The sequence below is a fragment of the Melioribacteraceae bacterium genome (assembly GCA_030584085.1).
Lineage (GTDB): Bacteria > Bacteroidota > Ignavibacteria > Ignavibacteriales > Melioribacteraceae > SURF-28.
On the sequence record CP129490.1, the window covers coordinates 1,741,053 to 1,758,267 of the forward strand.

15 protein-coding genes and 2 tRNA genes are annotated in these 17,215 nt (G+C 33.2%); 13 read left to right on the plus strand and 4 right to left on the minus strand.

Annotated elements, in window-relative coordinates; all coding sequences use genetic code 11:
* Position 1 precedes the first annotated feature (1 nt).
* The 9 genes from rpiB to ftsE all read left to right on the plus strand — a co-directional run bounded on the left by rpiB (position 2) and on the right by ftsE (position 8,722).
* Positions 2 to 649: a ribose 5-phosphate isomerase B gene (rpiB, locus tag QY331_08020; protein WKZ71191.1), complete on the plus strand. Its 648-nt coding sequence runs from the start codon at positions 2 to 4 to the stop codon at positions 647 to 649.
* A gap of 46 nt (positions 650 to 695) precedes the next feature.
* Positions 696 to 1,454 carry a dihydroorotate dehydrogenase electron transfer subunit gene (locus QY331_08025; protein ID WKZ71192.1) on the plus strand — a complete coding sequence of 253 codons (759 nt, stop codon included), beginning with the start codon at positions 696 to 698 and terminating at the stop codon, positions 1,452 to 1,454.
* Complete coding sequence (locus QY331_08030) at positions 1,451 to 2,374, plus strand: dihydroorotate dehydrogenase (protein ID WKZ71193.1); 924 nt, start codon at positions 1,451 to 1,453, stop codon at positions 2,372 to 2,374. Before QY331_08025 ends, QY331_08030 begins: the two co-directional genes overlap by 4 nt.
* On the plus strand, positions 2,371 to 3,633 hold the full coding sequence (locus QY331_08035; protein ID WKZ71194.1) for a folylpolyglutamate synthase/dihydrofolate synthase family protein: 1,263 nt from the start codon (positions 2,371 to 2,373) through the stop codon (positions 3,631 to 3,633). Before QY331_08030 ends, QY331_08035 begins: the two co-directional genes overlap by 4 nt.
* Before the next feature lie 155 nt (positions 3,634 to 3,788).
* A complete protein-coding gene (gene rho, locus QY331_08040) occupies positions 3,789 to 5,036 on the plus strand; it encodes a transcription termination factor Rho (protein ID WKZ71305.1) in 1,248 nt (415 codons plus the stop codon).
* Between the two features lie 74 nt (positions 5,037 to 5,110).
* Positions 5,111 to 6,361, plus strand: a complete 1,251-nt coding sequence (locus tag QY331_08045) for a GWxTD domain-containing protein (GenBank protein ID WKZ71195.1) — start codon at positions 5,111 to 5,113, stop codon at positions 6,359 to 6,361.
* A 2-nt stretch (positions 6,362 to 6,363) separates the two neighbouring features.
* Entirely contained in the window at positions 6,364 to 7,335 is a 972-nt protein-coding gene (pdxA, locus tag QY331_08050; GenBank protein WKZ71196.1) for a 4-hydroxythreonine-4-phosphate dehydrogenase PdxA, read from the plus strand.
* A gap of 44 nt (positions 7,336 to 7,379) precedes the next feature.
* Complete coding sequence (locus QY331_08055) at positions 7,380 to 8,048, plus strand: class I SAM-dependent methyltransferase (GenBank protein ID WKZ71197.1); 669 nt, start codon at positions 7,380 to 7,382, stop codon at positions 8,046 to 8,048.
* Positions 8,048 to 8,722: a cell division ATP-binding protein FtsE gene (gene ftsE, locus QY331_08060; GenBank protein WKZ71198.1), complete on the plus strand. Its 675-nt coding sequence runs from the start codon at positions 8,048 to 8,050 to the stop codon at positions 8,720 to 8,722. The genes QY331_08055 and ftsE overlap by 1 nt, the downstream gene beginning before the upstream one ends.
* On the opposite strand, the gene QY331_08065 is transcribed toward ftsE, so the two are convergent.
* From QY331_08065 to QY331_08080, 4 genes are all read right to left on the minus strand, one after another.
* Positions 8,715 to 9,368, minus strand: a complete 654-nt coding sequence (locus tag QY331_08065) for an adenylate kinase (protein ID WKZ71199.1) — start codon at positions 9,366 to 9,368, stop codon at positions 8,715 to 8,717. The two genes, ftsE and QY331_08065, sit on opposite strands and share 8 nt — an antisense overlap.
* Positions 9,369 to 9,437: 69 nt before the next feature.
* On the minus strand, positions 9,438 to 9,974 hold the full coding sequence (gene tadA / locus QY331_08070; protein WKZ71200.1) for a tRNA adenosine(34) deaminase TadA: 537 nt from the start codon (positions 9,972 to 9,974) through the stop codon (positions 9,438 to 9,440).
* Positions 9,948 to 10,021 (minus strand) — tRNA-Arg (locus tag QY331_08075). The genes tadA and QY331_08075 overlap by 27 nt, the downstream gene beginning before the upstream one ends.
* Before the next feature lie 93 nt (positions 10,022 to 10,114).
* Positions 10,115 to 10,188 (minus strand) — tRNA-Arg (locus QY331_08080).
* Between the two features lie 214 nt (positions 10,189 to 10,402).
* Between QY331_08080 and QY331_08085 the strand changes: the two genes are divergently transcribed.
* Genes QY331_08085 through QY331_08100 form a run of 4 tightly spaced genes read left to right on the plus strand, consistent with a single transcriptional unit; the run spans position 10,403 to position 17,150 of the window.
* A complete protein-coding gene (locus QY331_08085) occupies positions 10,403 to 12,307 on the plus strand; it encodes a protein kinase (protein WKZ71201.1) in 1,905 nt (634 codons plus the stop codon).
* A gap of 10 nt (positions 12,308 to 12,317) precedes the next feature.
* Positions 12,318 to 13,583, plus strand: coding sequence for a UDP-N-acetylglucosamine 1-carboxyvinyltransferase (murA, locus tag QY331_08090; GenBank protein ID WKZ71202.1), 1,266 nt, complete (start codon positions 12,318 to 12,320; stop codon positions 13,581 to 13,583).
* Positions 13,573 to 15,732, plus strand: coding sequence for a hypothetical protein (locus tag QY331_08095; GenBank protein ID WKZ71203.1), 2,160 nt, complete (start codon positions 13,573 to 13,575; stop codon positions 15,730 to 15,732). The genes murA and QY331_08095 overlap by 11 nt, the downstream gene beginning before the upstream one ends.
* A complete protein-coding gene (locus QY331_08100) occupies positions 15,729 to 17,150 on the plus strand; it encodes a CCA tRNA nucleotidyltransferase (GenBank protein WKZ71204.1) in 1,422 nt (473 codons plus the stop codon). Before QY331_08095 ends, QY331_08100 begins: the two co-directional genes overlap by 4 nt.
* Positions 17,151 to 17,215: the final 65 nt, after the last annotated feature.

Consider the following 17,215-nt stretch of genomic DNA (forward strand, 5'->3'; position numbering starts at 1 on the left):
AATGAAAAAGTTAATTACAGAAGAAAATATTATTCAGCTTGTGAGATCCGGCAAAAGTGAACTTAGTGTAAAAGGAAATACAATTATAACTCCATCAGCGATGGATAAGATTCGTTCACATAAAATTAAATTGGTGGAAGCAACTTCTGACCAATTATTAATTGAACCTAACATACGCAATGAAGTAAAAACTATTGCTATTGGTTCAGATCATACCGGTTATGAGATGAAGAAAATAGTTATAAAATATTTAAGAGAAAAAGGTTTCATAATTATTGATGTTGGTACAAATAGTAATGATTCGTGTGATTATCCCGATTTCGCTTTAGAAATAGCAAAGAAAAGATTAACCGGGGAATGCGAACGTGGAATCATGTTAGACGCTTCAGGAATTCCGTCATCAATTGTTATTAACAAACTTCCGGGAATTCGTGCTGCAACTTGTTATAATGAATTTACAGCCAAATCAGCAAGAGAACATAACAATGCTTGTGTTTTGTGTGTAGGTGCAAAATCACTTGGTGAAGAAACAATTAAATCTATTATAGATGTATTTTTGGGCACTCAATTTGCCGGGGGAAGACATCAACGCAGACTTGATAAAATTACAGCTATCGAGCAAAAACTATTGAATTCAAAAAAGAGTTAAGATAAATTTACAAAGCTAATTTCTCACCGCATTTCTTAGGTACACTTTGGTCAACGAAAAAATTGTAATTCAATCAGTCGAAAAACTACAACCAAGTATTTACTTGTTAAAAGCATTTGCACCTATTATCGCATCCCAAATCAAACCCAGTCAATTTTGCAATATTAAAGTCAGCGAAAATGAATTCCCACTTCTTCGCAGACCTTTTAGTGTTTGTGATGTAGATGGAGATTCCATTCATTTCATGTTTGATGTGCATGGTGAAGGAACAAGAATTCTCTCTGAAAAAATAAAGGGTGATAAACTAGAAGTTCTTGGCCCACTTGGCAATGGATTTAACTATAACAAAAATTTTAAGAGGGCAATTTTTGTTGCTGGCGGATTGGGTGTTGCGCCGTTTCCTTACCTAACAAAAGTCTTGCAAGAAAAGATTGAAATAATAACTTTAATCGGTGCAAGAAACAGTGATTTTATAATTGAGCACGGGCTAATAAATATTAACATTGCAACTGATGATGGTAGTGTCGGTTTTCACGGTAATGTGGTCGAGTTACTAAACTCACACAAAGAAAAATTTATTAATGAAGAGACAGTTGTTTTTGCATGCGGTCCTACACCAATGTTAAAGTCTCTTCAACAGTTTTCGATTGAAAATAATGTTGAATGTCAAATCTCTACAGAATGCGCTATGGCTTGCGGTTTCGGGATTTGTCAAGGATGCCCAGTTCATTCAGCAGATGAAGACAAAAATCTGCTCGTTTGCAAAGATGGTCCCGTTTTCGATGCTAAGGATATTAAGTTATGAGTGAAGTAAATCTACAAGTAAAAATAGGATCGTTAGAATTACAAAATCCCATACTTCTTGCATCCGGTACTGTCGGCTATGGAAATGAAATTTCTCAATTCACCGACTTAAGTAAAATCGGTGCGATTATTACTAAATCAGTTTCGCTTAAACCTCGTAAAGGAAATCCACCGCAGAGAATTGTTGAAACATCATCCGGTATGTTGAATGCTATTGGATTAGCAAACGTTGGAGTTGAAGCATTTGTAAAGGAGAAGATACCATTCCTAAAAGAAATTAAGTCTACCATAATCTGTAATATCGCGGCAAACACTATCGAAGAATACGTTGAGTGTACTTCTATACTGGATAATGAAGAAGAAATTAAAGGATTCGAAATAAATGTTTCATGCCCAAATGTAAAAGAAGGTGGGTTGGAGTTTGGCAATAATGTTTCAGCGGTAGGAAAAATTACCGAACGAGTTAGAGCAGTTACAAACAAACCGATTATAATCAAGCTTTCTCCAAATGTGGCTAGGATTTCGGATTTTGCAAAAGCTGCCAAAGCCGAAGGTGCAGATGCAGTTTCCGCAATCAATACGTTGGTCGGAACCGCTTTCGATATATGGACTGGTAAACCGAAAATTTATAATGTAACCGGCGGACTTTCCGGACCCGCAATAAAACCGGTAGCACTTGCTAAAGTATTGGAAATCAGTCGAAATGTTGATATCCCAATTGTTGGTGTCGGTGGTATTATGAATTGGAAAGATGCAGTAGAATTTATGATTGCCGGTGCTTCGGCATTTCAAATAGGAACAGTTAATTTTATTAATCCACAAGCGGGTACAGAAATATTAGAAGGGTTGAAAGAGTACTGCATCAAAAGGAAAATAAAATCATTATCTGAAATAATTGCCTCATATAAACTTCCGTCATGAATTTAGAAGAATCATTACAAAAATTATTTTCATTACATCAATTCGGTATTAAGCTCGGATTAGAAAAACCCAAACAACTATTTAATCATTTAAGTAATCCGCAAAATAATTTAAAGTGTTTTCACATTGCCGGATCAAACGCGAAGGGGAGTGTTTCATCATTCATAACAAGCATTCTCATGGAGGAAGGGTACAAAGTCGGTTTATATACTTCACCTCATTATGTAAAGTTTAATGAAAGAATTAGAGTGAACGGACAAATGATTGCTGATGAGTATATAATGAGTTTTATGAACGAATTAAATGAATATATTAATATAAATGAACCAACATTTTTTGAATTAACTACCGCAATGGCGTTTAAATATTTTGCTGAGCAAAAAGTAGATTTTGCCGTAATTGAAACCGGTTTAGGTGGAAGATTAGATGCAACAAATGTCATTGATCCAATTGCTTCGGTTATTACTACAATTAGTCTTGAACACACCAATATTCTTGGTGATACGTTAAAGCAAATTGCTTATGAGAAAGGAGAAATAATTAAACGAGGTAGAAAATCCTTTATAGGTTTGCTGACGGCAGAAGCTCAGAATGTCTTGATTAACAAAGCTAATTCAGTCAATTCTGAACTGTACAATTTAAGAGAGGTACTGCAAATCAATAAAGATAGTGTAACCTTGATAGAAGGTAGTAAGAAAATTAATTTATACTCGACACCATTAATTGGGAATTATCAATTAAAAAATGCAGCTTTAGCAATTCATACGGTTATAAATTCAATAAGTTTTAAATCCTATCGATCTATTTATAGTGGCATATTAAATGTGATCAAGAATACTGGAATTCAAGGTCGATATGAGATTTTTAATGAAAATCCAAAAATAATATTAGATTCATCCCACAATGAAGAAGGAATAAACAATTTTATTTCCGAATTCAAAAATGAAAAAGATAATTATAATAATCGGGAAGTAATATTTGGTGTAATGAAAGATAAAGATATAAAGAAAATGCTGTTACAGTTCGATAATATATTTGACAAAATTAATATTACTACATTTGAATATGAAAGAGCAGCAACAATTGAACAAATAAAGGATATTGCAGATTCAATTGGAGTAAAAGTAAATTTGATTCCCGATCCAGTTGAATACATTTTACGGTTTAAGACCGAAACGGGAAAAAAATGTCTAGTAGTTCTAGGAAGTATTTATCTGCTAGGACAAATAAAATCTAAATTAATGAATAAAAATGCTTGACATTTAGGGGCTATAGAGGTAATTTTTAATTGTTCCTCTTGCTCCTTCAACCAAATTCATTAATCAATAAATCATTAAATAACCCCTTATCAAATTGACTTAAAGTCACTCAATAAGAATGCATTACAAACAATTCATGGAAGCAAATCATGCCAATGGACATTTCTGAACTTCAATCCAAAAAAATTGTTGATCTTTATCAAATTGCAAAAGACCTTGATTTACAAGGCTATAGCGATTTAAGAAAACAAGAACTTATTTTCAAAATCTTAGAAGCACAAACTCAAAAAGATGGTTTAACCTTCTCAAAGGGTGTGCTAGAAGTATTAGCTGATGGTTATGGTTTTCTAAGATCAGCGGACTATAATTACCTTCCTTCACCGGATGATATTTATGTATCCCCATCACAAATTAAAAGATTTAGTTTGCGTACGGGAGATTACGTAAGCGGTCAAGTAAGACCACCGAAGGAAGGAGAACGATTTTTCGCATTGCTAAGAGTTGAAGCTGTTAACGATCAAAATCCTGAAGAAATAAGAGAACGCACTTTATTTGACAACCTTACACCGCTTTACCCTATAAAACGATTAAAACTTGAATCCGCACCCGGTGAATATTCTATGAGAATTATGGATCTTCTCGCACCGATTGGTAAAGGGCAGAGGGGGCTTATAGTTTCTCCACCGAAAAGTGGAAAGACAATCTTACTTCAGAAAATTGCGAACTCAATCTCAAGAAACCACCCGGAAGTAAAACTAATAATGTTGTTGATAGATGAACGGCCTGAAGAAGTAACGGATATGCAGCGTTCTGTTCAAGCTGAAGTTATAAGCTCAACTTTTGATGAACCGGCAGATCGTCACGTACAGGTTGCTAATATGGTAATTGAAAAAGCGAAAAGATTAGTTGAAGCAAAAAATGATGTAGTTATTTTATTGGATAGTATAACTCGTCTTGCTCGCGCTCATAACACAGTTATTCCTCATAGCGGAAGAATCCTATCCGGTGGTGTTGATTCAAACGCCCTTCATAAACCAAAGAGATTTTTTGGTTCCGCAAGAAATATTGAGGAAGGTGGGAGCTTAACAATCATTGCTACAGCTCTTATTGAAACCGGAAGTAGGATGGATGAAGTAATTTTTGAAGAATTTAAAGGTACCGGTAATATGGAATTGGTTCTTAGTCGTGAACTTTCCGATAGAAGAATATTCCCGGCTATTGATGTGAATAAATCCGGAACTAGAAAAGAAGAGCTCTTACTTACAGAAGAAGAACTCAATAAAGTTTGGATTCTCAGAAAAATACTTAGTGATTTTGATTCGATCGAAGCCATGGAATTTATGTCCGATAAAATAAAAGGTACAAGGAACAACAAGGAATTCTTACTGAGTATGAATAGTTAAGACCATTCTAAATGCCCTGTATTTTTGCGATTTTCCTTTTAGTTTTCCAATTGTAAAATGAAAATGGATACTTTGTGAAGAGTTTCGTCTATTTTATTGTATTTTTTTCTTTCGTGATAATTCTGAACTCACAACCTAGAAGAGATAATAAATTACATAGCAATTCAAAACCAATCTATGTAGAATCACATGTTGTGCAGAGTGATACGAATAATAAATGTTATGTCTCTTTTAGAGTTCCGTATTCAAACTTGGTTTTTATCAAAGATGATTTGAATTTTACTTCTGGAATTGTTTTTAGAGTTGAAGTAACCGGTAAAGACCGAGTGCTTACTCGAGAATTTACGCACGATAAAGTTACGGTTAACAATTATGAATCAACTAATAGAAATGATTTATTTCTGGAAGGGATTCTTTCTTTTACGCTTTCAGAAAGTGAAGTCACTGTTAATCCTTTAGTTTCTCTCGATAACACTCAAAGACAAGTTCCTCTCAGACCATTCAAGGTTGAAAAAAACAGTAACTCACCAATAGTGGTTAGAAAAAACTCTAATTGTGGAAATTCTCTAGGTTATTCTTTAGTCAATTATGAAAATTCAATTCCATTTAGTGAAGAAGATTATCAGTTATTTTTCCCCATCTACGATAACTATTTAAGATCAATAGAAGTTGAAATCAAGCAGAATGATGAAGTAGTTTTGAAAAGAAATGTTCCACGAAAACTTTTTGCTCAATTTGCAATTAATAAATGTAAAGAAACATTAGTCATTGAAGAAAATACTTCTAATAAACCAGCTTCTGTATTTATTATTGATGATTTTTCAAGGTATTTAAATCAAGGTGAATTCAAAATAAAAATAAGCCACAATGATTCAATTTATTTTGAAAGCGAAATGCTTGTAGATTGGGTTGATAAACCCGTATCATTGAGTGATCCAAAATTTGCATTTCAGTTATTAGAAATTATGGAAAGCGAAGATAAGCTGGACAAAATATTTAAAGAAGCAGATAATGAATATGACAAAGCGGTTGAATTATTTTGGAACAAATATGATCCGAATTCCAAAACACATTTCAACCAACTAAAAGCCGAGTTTTATAATCGAGCGGATTATGCAATTAAACAGTATAATACTAAAGCTAAGAATATTAGTGATATTTCTGATCGTGGAAAGATTTATATTAAATATGGTGAACCGGCTGAAGTAGATCGGTACTATTCGGATAAGAATCAAATAACTGAAGTATGGAAATATATGTCACCCAAAGTAGAGTTTGTTTTTGTTGATATAACCGGCCTAGGTAATTATAAAATTGTGAATTAAAGATGAATAGATTCATCTTCACATGCGGAGATCCAAACGGTATTGGTCCTGAAATAGTGATCAAAACAATTAATACCGTTTACAATAAGAAAGATGAATTCATCTTCATCTGTCCGAAAAATATTTTCGATATTAATTCATCAATAATCCAACCGAAATTTAAGTACCAGTTTTATGAAAATGACAATTTCGATACTTCTTCATCTGACCATGTAAAAGTAATTGGAATTAATGACGGTAAGCTAACACAAGGTAAACCTACTAAAACATCAGGATCAATAAGTTTTGAATCTATTGAAATTGCAAAAAAAATAGTTGATAGAAATTCGGCTATAATAACCGCACCAATCTCTAAGCATTCGTGGGAATTAGCTTCTATAAAATATGATGGTCATACCGACTTTTTTGGTAATAAATTTAAAATTAATAATCCTTTGATGTTATTTTATTCACCAAAGATGATTGCCGCACTAGCTACTATTCATAAACCTATTTTACAAGTCCCAAAAATATTATCGAATAAATTACTTACCGACATAGTTTCTACAATGATATTTTCTCTAAAGCGTGACTTTAAAATAATAAATCCCAAAATTGCAATTCTTGGATTAAACCCGCATGCGGGCGAAGAGGGGAGAATTGGTAAAGAAGAATTGAACATTATTAGACCTATCGTCAAAAAATTCAGTAAAAATTGTTCAGGTCCGTTCGTACCAGATGCTTTTTTCGGAAATAAGTTGTTCGAAAAATATGATGCTGTGTTAGGGATGTATCATGATCAAGTTCTTATACCTTTTAAAATGTTGAACTTTGATATCGGTGTTAATTTTACTGCGAATCTACCGATAGTAAGGACTTCACCCGATCATGGTACCGCATATGATATTGCTTATAAAGGTAAAGCAAATGCAACCAGTATGATCGAAGCTTTTAGACTTGCTAAACGTGTACTCAAGAATAGGAACTTACAATAGAACAAAATCCTTACACAACGATTTCTGCTATTTACTCGCACTTGATGAGAGAAATCGATTATTCCTCGTGGGCTGATTATCTTGTTGATCTAATTGATTTATATCCCTTGAAGTCACACAGATTATTAGAACTTGGAGCAGGTAATTGCAGCATTTCTAAATATCTTGTTGAAAGATATCCGGATTATATCGTATCTGACCTATCATATGCTATGCTGCTAGCGGCGAATCCTAAACTTCGTAGAGTTACCGCAGATATGACTAAACTTCCTTTCAAAAAAGAATTTGATGTGATTTTTTCTATATTTGACAGTGTTAATTACTTGATAAATGATGAGGCTTTTATTTCTTTTCTATCCGAGGCCGGAAAGATTTTAAATGATGATGGTGTTTTAACGTTTGATGTAAGTCTTGAAAAAAATAGTAAGAAATATATTAAGCAATTAAATCGTAATGGAAGTGTAAACGGAATTAAATATTTTCAAAAAAGTGATTACGACAAAAAGACCAGAATTCACACAAACACTTTTAACATAAATATTGATGGAGTAGTATTTTCTGAAACTCATCATCAAAAAATTTATTTATTTGAAGAGTATTTTTTATTTGCTGAAGAGGCTGGATTGCGAGTGATAGATTGTTTTGATTGTTTTACATTTGATGACGCCAATAGCAGAACCGAACGCGCACAATTTGTATTAGGAAAAATTTAATGCTCACTTTTAGTAATGTAGAATTTGCATATTATAATCAACCTGTGTTCAGTGATCTGAATTTCGAATGCGATCCCGGTGAATTTGTTTTTCTAATTGGTAAAAGCGGTTCAGGTAAAACGACATTCCTTCAGATGATTTATATGAATATTCTTCCACAATCAGGATATGTACAAGTTGGTGAATATACTTCAGCTTCAATAAGGGAGAAAGATCTTCCGTTTTTAAGACGAAAAATCGGAGTGATTTTCCAAGATTTTAAACTTCTTGAAGACCGTAATGTTTATGAGAACATTGCTTTTGTATTGCAAGTTACCGGAACGCCACGCAAGCAAATTAAAAGAAAAGTAATGGAAGCACTTTCGGAAGTTGGTCTATCTCATAAACAGCAAAATATGCCGAATGAATTATCCGGCGGTGAAAAACAAAGAGTTGCAATAGCGAGAGCAATTGTGAATGATCCTATGATAATTTTAGCTGATGAACCAACCGGTAATCTGGATCCTGATACTTCCGAAGAAATAATAAATTTCTTGAAAAAAATTAATGCTCGCGGTACATCTGTAATATGTGCAACACACAATTATGATTTAGTTAAAAGGTTAGATTCCAGAATCATAAAATTACAAGATGGTAAAGCTGTCAAAGTCGTTCTTAAGAAAAAAACTACTTAACTTCTTCAAGTTTCGAAATAATTTCTGCCGTTACAGCCTCAACCGGTTTTGTGCCATTTACTTCAATTACATCTTTATGAATTTTATAATAATCAATAACCGGCTCGGTTGTTTCATGAAAGACTTTTAATCTGTTACGTATAATTTCTTCCTCATCATCCTTTCTTTTTACAAAAGTATTTTTGGAACCACAATAAGGGCAGCTGCTTGGGTCTTCAATATAATTTAGATTAATAATATTCCCACAAGCACTACAAGTTCTTCTCATTGATAAGCGTTTAACAATCAGTTCATCATCGGCGGTCAAATAAACTACTATAATTTTTTTATCGCCTTCCAAATTTGCAAGAACATTTTCTAAAATTTCAACTTGATTCAGAGTTCTTGGAAAACCGTCAAGTATAAATCCATTATGCGAAGAATCATCATGCAAAACTTCTTCAATAAGTTTACCCATCAAATCATCTGGAACTAAATTTCCCTTATCCATTAATTCTTTTGCTTGCAACCCGAAAGGAGTTTTTTTACTAACTGCTGTTCGTAATATATCACCGGTGGAAATATGCGGAATATGGTATTTTGCTGCTAAAACTTTAGCTTGAGTTCCTTTACCTACACCCGGAGCACCAAACAATATTATTTGCATTATTATACCTTTTGCTAAATGAGAATAATTATTAATATGAAATTTACTCGTTAATTATAATTTAAAAAACTAATTAGGTATACTTTTTGTATTTCTAGATTTACTGAAAAATTCTTTTAGAAGAATTGAACTTTCATCCGCATAGACTCCGGAATAAACATTTACTTTATGATTATACTTATTATTTTCCAAAACATTATATAAAGAACCAGCCGTACCAAATTTTGGCTCAAATGCACCGAAATAAAGATTTTTAATTCTCGAAAGTAATATTGCTCCGCTGCACATCATGCATGGTTCAACAGTAATATATAAGTCACATTCTGTTAAAAATTTCGTTTGAAGGTGGTTGGCTGCAGCTGTTATGGCAAGCATTTCTGCATGAGCAGTAGTATCTTTTAACATCTCTACTTGGTTAAAACCACGGCCAATAATTCTACCATTATGAACAACAACAGCACCAATTGGAACTTCATTTTGATCTAGAGCTTTTTCAGCTTCTTGTAATGCGGAATACATGAACTTGTAAACGTATTCGGGGAAGAGCAAGTTTAAATTCTCAATTTTTTGTAGGTTTAGTACGCCCGGAAGGATTCGAACCCTCAACCCTCTGATCCGAAGTCAGATGCTCTATCCAATTGAGCTACGGACGCATAATTATGTTAAAAGTAGAAAGAGAAAAAGTTGAAAAGAGCAATAAAAAATCATCATTCCAACTTTCAACTTGTTACTTTGAACTTAGTTAGTACACCCGTAGGGATTCGAACCCCAAACCTTCTGATCCGTAGTCAGATGCTCTATCCAATTGAGCTACGGGTGCATTTTTCTGAAATCAAAATATATCACAATTGAGCTTGATTTTCAATTTTGATTACTCAACAAAAACTTACACCATTTTTGATCGCAAGGTGATAGTATTTAGATGTGTATAAGAATGATTTCTTAAATCTCAGCTTTACGGCTAACTTCTTTATCATTTCTAAAAGGAATTATTTTTATATTTATTAATCTATAAAAAATCACTGACGTGAATCATGGATGAACTTTTAGGTAAAAAAATAGAGAACTATAAAATAATCTCAATTCTCGGTAAAGGTGGAATGGGAATTGTTTATAAGGCTTATGATACGAAACTTGAAAGATATGCCGCTATCAAAATGCTCAGTTCTCAACTATTTAGTAAAGAGCGATTTGTTGAGCGGTTTAAACGCGAGGCAAAGAATCAAGCCAAATTATCTCACCCAAATATTGTCACCGTTTTTGGTTTTATAGAATACAAGGGAATCCTTGGAATTGTGATGGAATACATTGAAGGGGAGAGTCTTGAAAAACTAATCTACAAGCAAGGCCGAATTCATCTTTATGATGCTGTCTATGTAATGAAACAAATTCTTGCCGGAATTGGCTATGCTCATGCAAAGGGTTTTATCCATCGTGATATTAAGCCATCAAATATAATATTCAACGCTGAAGGTGTCGCGAAGATCATGGATTTCGGAATTTCTAAATCTTTGTTCGAGAAGAGTTTTACGAAAACCGGAGCTAAGATTGGGACTATATATTATATGAGTCCCGAACAAATTAGAGGAGATGAATTAACACATCATAGCGACATATACTCTCTCGGTTGTACATTTTATGAAATGCTTATAGGAAAGCCACCTTTTGACCATGAAAGTGAATACAATGTAATGGATTCTCATCTAAAAGAAACCGTACCAAAAGTTTCTAAGTTAATACCCGGATTACCTGAGAAACTTGATACAATTATAGGTCGGTCATTGGAAAAAGATCCAAATAATAGATATCCGACATGTGAAGACTATATTGCCGATCTAAGGGAACTAGATGCATATATTGCCGCTCTTCAAGAGAAGTTTACATCAAGAATAAAACCAAATCCGAAAAAGACTAAAATTTATTCAATTGCCGGTTTTTCGGTTTTTGTTATTGCTTTAATAGCTTTGATATTTTTCGCCTATAATCAAGTTGATTCACTTCTTAAAAGTAAGAGTTTGGAAACGCTGAAGAGATATTCAATCGAAAGTCTTTTTGAAGAGAACCAAGATATTGGCATTAAAGTAAACCAACTGAAATGGTTGGAAACTGGAGTAGATGTAAAATTGAATTCAGTTTATTTCTCAAATAATAATTTAGGCATTGCCGTCGGTGATTCTGGCAGTATAATTATTACTGAAGATGGAGGAAATTATTGGAGGAATATTAATCTCCAAACTAAAGTAACATTTCAATCTTGTTACATTTCCGAAAGCGGAACCGCAATTGTGGTGGGTAATAATTCGACCATATTTCACACAGATGATTTTTTTATCACATCTACTCCACAATTAGTTAATGGAGATTATACGCTTTTTGATGTAGCATTCACTGATCAGCGAACCGGTTATATTGTTGGAAGTAAAGGTTTATTGCTTTTAACCTATGATGGTGGTAAAACATGGGAGAAAGCCGCGCTTAATACAAATAGTCTATTGTATGATGTACACTTCATTTCACAAAATGTTGGTTTTATCTGCGGCTGGGATGGAACACTACTACAAACGATTGATGCTGGAAATAATTGGAAAGCTTTGGAAAAATTTACTAATAAATATCTTCGACAAATAGATTTTTATGACACAGATAATGGAATTGTAGTTGGTGGGGGTGATGAAGTTTACCTTACAAAAAACGGCGGCAATTCGTGGACTGAAACTGTAGTTAAACAGCGTGGAGGAATTCAGAGCGCTTCCTACATCACTCATACTCTCATCATTATGCCGGGAAATAGGGGAGAACTAATAATCTCAAAAGATAATGGGAATACATGGTCCTTACTGGATACAAAAACATACATGAATTTTACATCTATAACTAAAACTAGCAACGGCAATATTTTTATAACAGCTGTAAACGGACGAATTTTAAGAATTGAATAGGGTAAGAATTTTGGATAAATTTTTAATAAAAGGCGGAATCAAATTAAGCGGGAAAGTAAAAGTTAGTGGTGCAAAAAATTCATCACTCGCTCTTATGCCTGCATGTTTATTAAACGATGAGGAAAATATTCTTCGAAATACTCCGCAAGTAAATGATATTTTCACGATGATAAAATTGTTGACCCACATGGGCGTCGAAGTTAACTTTGATGACCATGAATTAAGGATTAATGCAAAAAATCTCTCAACACAAGATGCTCCTTATGAACATGTCAAAAAAATGAGAGCTTCTGTTTACGTACTTGGTCCATTATTAGCAAAGTATGGTTATGCAAAAGTATCTCTACCGGGTGGATGTGCCTGGGGACCAAGACCTATTAATCTACATCTTGAATCAATGAAAAAAATGGGAGCAGATGTAAATTTAGAAGAAGGATATATAGTTGCCAAAGCTTCCAGATTGAAAGGGACAAAAATAAATTTTGATGTGTCTTCTGTTGGTGCTACAGGTAATGTAATGATGGCCGCATCTCTAGCAAAAGGAACTACAAAAATTACCAATGCCGCAACTGAACCTGAAATTACGCAATTGGGTGAAATGCTTTCTAAGATGGGAGCACGGATAAATGGCCTGGGAACTTCTACAGTTGAGATCGAAGGAGTGGAATCGTTAAATGGAAGTGAGATAGACACAATCTCAGATAGAATTGAAGCGGGGACTTTATTAATTGCCGGTGCGATTACTAAAAGTAAAATTGAAATTGAGGTAACAGATCCGGAGCACTTAAATTCGATTACTACAAAACTTGAAGATGTTGGCTATAAGTTGTCTTCTAATAATAAGTTAGTGGAAATTGACGCAAGAAATATACAACCTAAAAGTCTCGATGTAACAACAGCAATTTATCCCGGATTTCCAACGGATATGCAGGCTCAATGGACTGCATTAATGTCGCTTGTTGAAGGAACTTCTACAATTACCGATACAATTTATTTGGATCGTTTTAATCATATCCCGGAACTAATTAGATTGGGAGCAAATATTGAAATGACCAGAAATACCGCAGTTGTACGGGGAGTTGATAAGCTGAAAGGGGCAAAGGTTATGTCAACTGATTTAAGAGCTAGTGCTTCACTTGTTCTTGCCGGTTTGGCTGCGGAAGGGATGACAGAAGTTCTGAGAATCTACCATCTCGATCGAGGTTATCAAAAAATTGAAGAAAAGTTAGGTCAATTGGGAGCAAGTATCGAAAGAGTCCCGACAAGTGAGTTTTGATAAATTGATTAAGTACTTAAAAAATTATTTTTTGATTTCTATTCTGATTACAATTATTCTTTCTATTGCATTACAATTCTTCCCATTAGTAAATGTAACAGGATATGAATTTTCATTAGTAATGACATTGCCATTATTTTTAATTGGCGGTGGCTATGCGATAAAAAAGCATAAATCCAGTTTTGATAAAATATTTTTATCAATAGGTCTTTTTCTTCCCTTAATAATTTCAATTATTTCAAACGTATTATTTTCTATATGCCCTCTTTCGAGCGATATCTTCTTCTATTTTATTCTATCAATTCCATCATTTATTATCGGATTAGTTTCGGGCAAAATTATTGCAGGATATTTTAATCGATTTAACGGGCTTATCTTGTTTTTCCAATTTTTATTCTTGTTAGGGATGACATTCGTTGAGTTTTACTTTCGACCTCAGATTTACTTTTACAATCCGATCTTTGGCTACTTTCCGGGCACAATGTTCGATGAAAATATATCCATAACAATTGATTTAATACTTTACAGAATTCTCATAATAGGAATTTTCTTTTTCTGTTATTATTTAATCAAAAAGTTCAATCTTTCTCTCATTAAATTCACTTTCATTACTTGCTTAATACTTTTTTTGTGGATGATTCATTTAAAACCATTGTTTGGTTTTGGAACAAATGAAAAAAATATTAAATCCGAGTTGGGACAAGAAATAAAAACTGAGCACTTTTCCATTTATACTGATCCCGGCATAACTTACGATACAGTAGCATTAAAATTTCTTCATGAATTTTATTACGAAGAAATTAAGAATAAATTACAGATAAAAGATGAAATAAAAATAACGTCTTTCATATTTAAGAACAGAGTTCAGAAAAAGAAATTGTTTGGATCCGAAAATGCGGATGTCGCGAAGCCATGGTTAAAACAAATCTATTTAGATGAAAATAGTTTTACCCATTCATTGAAACATGAAATTGTCCATATCTTAGCAAGCACTTTCGGCAACTATCCATTTAAGGTTGCTAAAAATTTAAATCCCGCTTTAATCGAAGGTGTTGCAATGGCAATAGAGAACAATTTTGATGAATTAGATATCGATTTTATCGCTGCGACAGCTCTAAAAAATAATTACGGAATGGAAATCAAAAAACTGTTCTCGGGTTATAATTTCTTCGGTAATTTATCCTCTGCATCTTACGTTTTCAGCGGTTCATTTATGAAATATCTTTTGAATACTTTTGGTGCAGAAAAGTTCAAACAAGTTTATAAAAATGGTGATTTTGAAGAAGTGTATGCAAAGCCCTTTAATGAATTACAAAATAATTATCTCGATTATATCAGTGTGAAAAACTTTAAATCCGATAAAGACATTGCTCAGTTATATTTTGGCAGGCAACCATTAATTAAAAGAACTTGTCCCAGATTAACTGCACGGTTAGAAACAGATGCTTGGCAATATTTTATTCAAAAAGAATTTCAAGCCGCATTGGAATTATTCATTTATGTACATGAATCTTCCGGTTCATATTCTTCTTTGAATGGGATTTTACTTACAAAAATCCAGATTGAAGAATTTGGATCTGCATTGGAATTAGCTGAGGAAAAATTAAAGGCTTTCAGCAATACTTCGTATTTTTACAACCTCAATTTGAGATGTGCTGATATTGCAATTCTAACTTCGGATTCGAGTAAATCCAAACACTATATAAAACAATTACGCAAATCTCAACCATCAATTTATTATTATAATGAATCTGTTACCAGAAACACATTATTGAATAAAGGTATGAAAACATATCAATCCTATTTACTCGGGGATAAAGTTGTAAAATATGAATTACTAGAAAAACTTAAAAAAGATTCGACAAATTTATCGTCTATCATCCCAAAGTTAGTGGAACTGACAAGATTAACTCAAAAAACAGTTGCTGATTTAGAAGTTATTCTGCACAATAAGTATTTTACTAAAAGCGATGAAACAGTTTATGCATATTATAAATTGGCAGAATTCTTTTTTAGTCTTGGGTTATTTGATAAAGCTAGAATATACTCCGACTTAGCACTACTTTTAAATGAGAGATTAGAATTTGTCAACATTGTTGAAGAACAAAACAAGCTAATTAATTACTCACGAAACAGAATTACGAATTGAATCTAAAAGAGAAAATAAAAAATATTAAAGTCGTTCAAGAAATTTCTAATCTTATTTCCGAAACTGAAGATAAAGTGTATATAGTTGGTGGTTTTGTTCGTGATTTAATTTTAGATCGGACTCAAAACGAAATTGATTTTTTAGTTATTGGTGACGGTCCAAAATTTGCAGAAATATTAGCGAAGAAACTGAACATCAAAAATATTAACACTTTTAAGAATTTTGGAACTGCTCATTTTGTTTTTGATGACTTTAATCTTGAATTTGTTGGGGCAAGAAAAGAATCTTATTTTCCCGAAAGCCGAAACCCAAAAGTTGAATCCGCAACTCTTGAAGAAGATATTAGCCGAAGAGATTTTACAATTAATACTCTCGCCATAAGTTTAATGAAAAATAGCTTCGGAGAAGTGCTGGATTTTTACAATGGTATTGAAGATATCGGAGAAAAAATAATACGAACCCCGTTGGATCCGTTTATTACTTTTGATGACGATCCGTTAAGAATTCTTCGTGCATTTAGATTCGCTTCACAATTACAATTCGATGTTGATGAGTCAGTCCTTAATGCAGCAACTCAACTTGCGGAAAGACTTAAAATTATTTCGCAAGAAAGAATCACGGACGAGTTTTTCAAAATTTTAGCATCGCCAAAACCCTCAGTCGGTCTATTGCTATTACATGAATCAAAAGTATTAAAAGTTATTTTCCCGGAAATAGAAAATCTAAGCGGTGTTGATCAAAGAAAAGATCATCATCATAAAGATGTTTTGCTTCATACATTTCAAGTCGTTGATAATATTTCGGAAGTTACAAACGATGTATGGTTGAGATTTGCAGCACTAGTTCATGATATAGCCAAACCCCAAACTAAAAGATTTGATGAAAATATTGGGTGGACATTTCATGGCCATGAAGAGCTTGGTGCAAGAATGATGAAAAGTATTTTTAACAAAATGAAGTTGCCTTTATACAAACTACCTTATATAGAAAAATTAATCCGACTTCACTTGAGACCAATTGCACTTGTTGATGAAACCGTCACTGATTCGGCTATTAGAAGACTTGTTGTTCAAGCCGGGGATGATTTGGAAGATCTTATCACTTTATGTCGTTCTGATATCACAAGTAAAAATCCCAAAAAGGTTTCACGATATTTGAACAACTATGATAGGGTAATGCAGAAAGTTCGCGATGTAGAGGAAAAGGATAAACTGAGAGCATTTCAATCTCCTGTCAGAGGCGATGAAATTATGAGAGTATGTAACATTCCACCGTCAAAAATGGTTGGAGAAATTAAATCAGCTATTGAGGAAGCAATTTTAGAAGGAATAATAAAAAACGAACATGACGAAGCACTCCAATATCTATATAAGATAAAAGAAAAATATATCCTCGATGGAACAAATACTCCGGAATGAAACTTAAATCATTTTAAAAATTGTTTTGTAAGTTGTGTAACTTTTTTAATCCATAACCGTCCAAA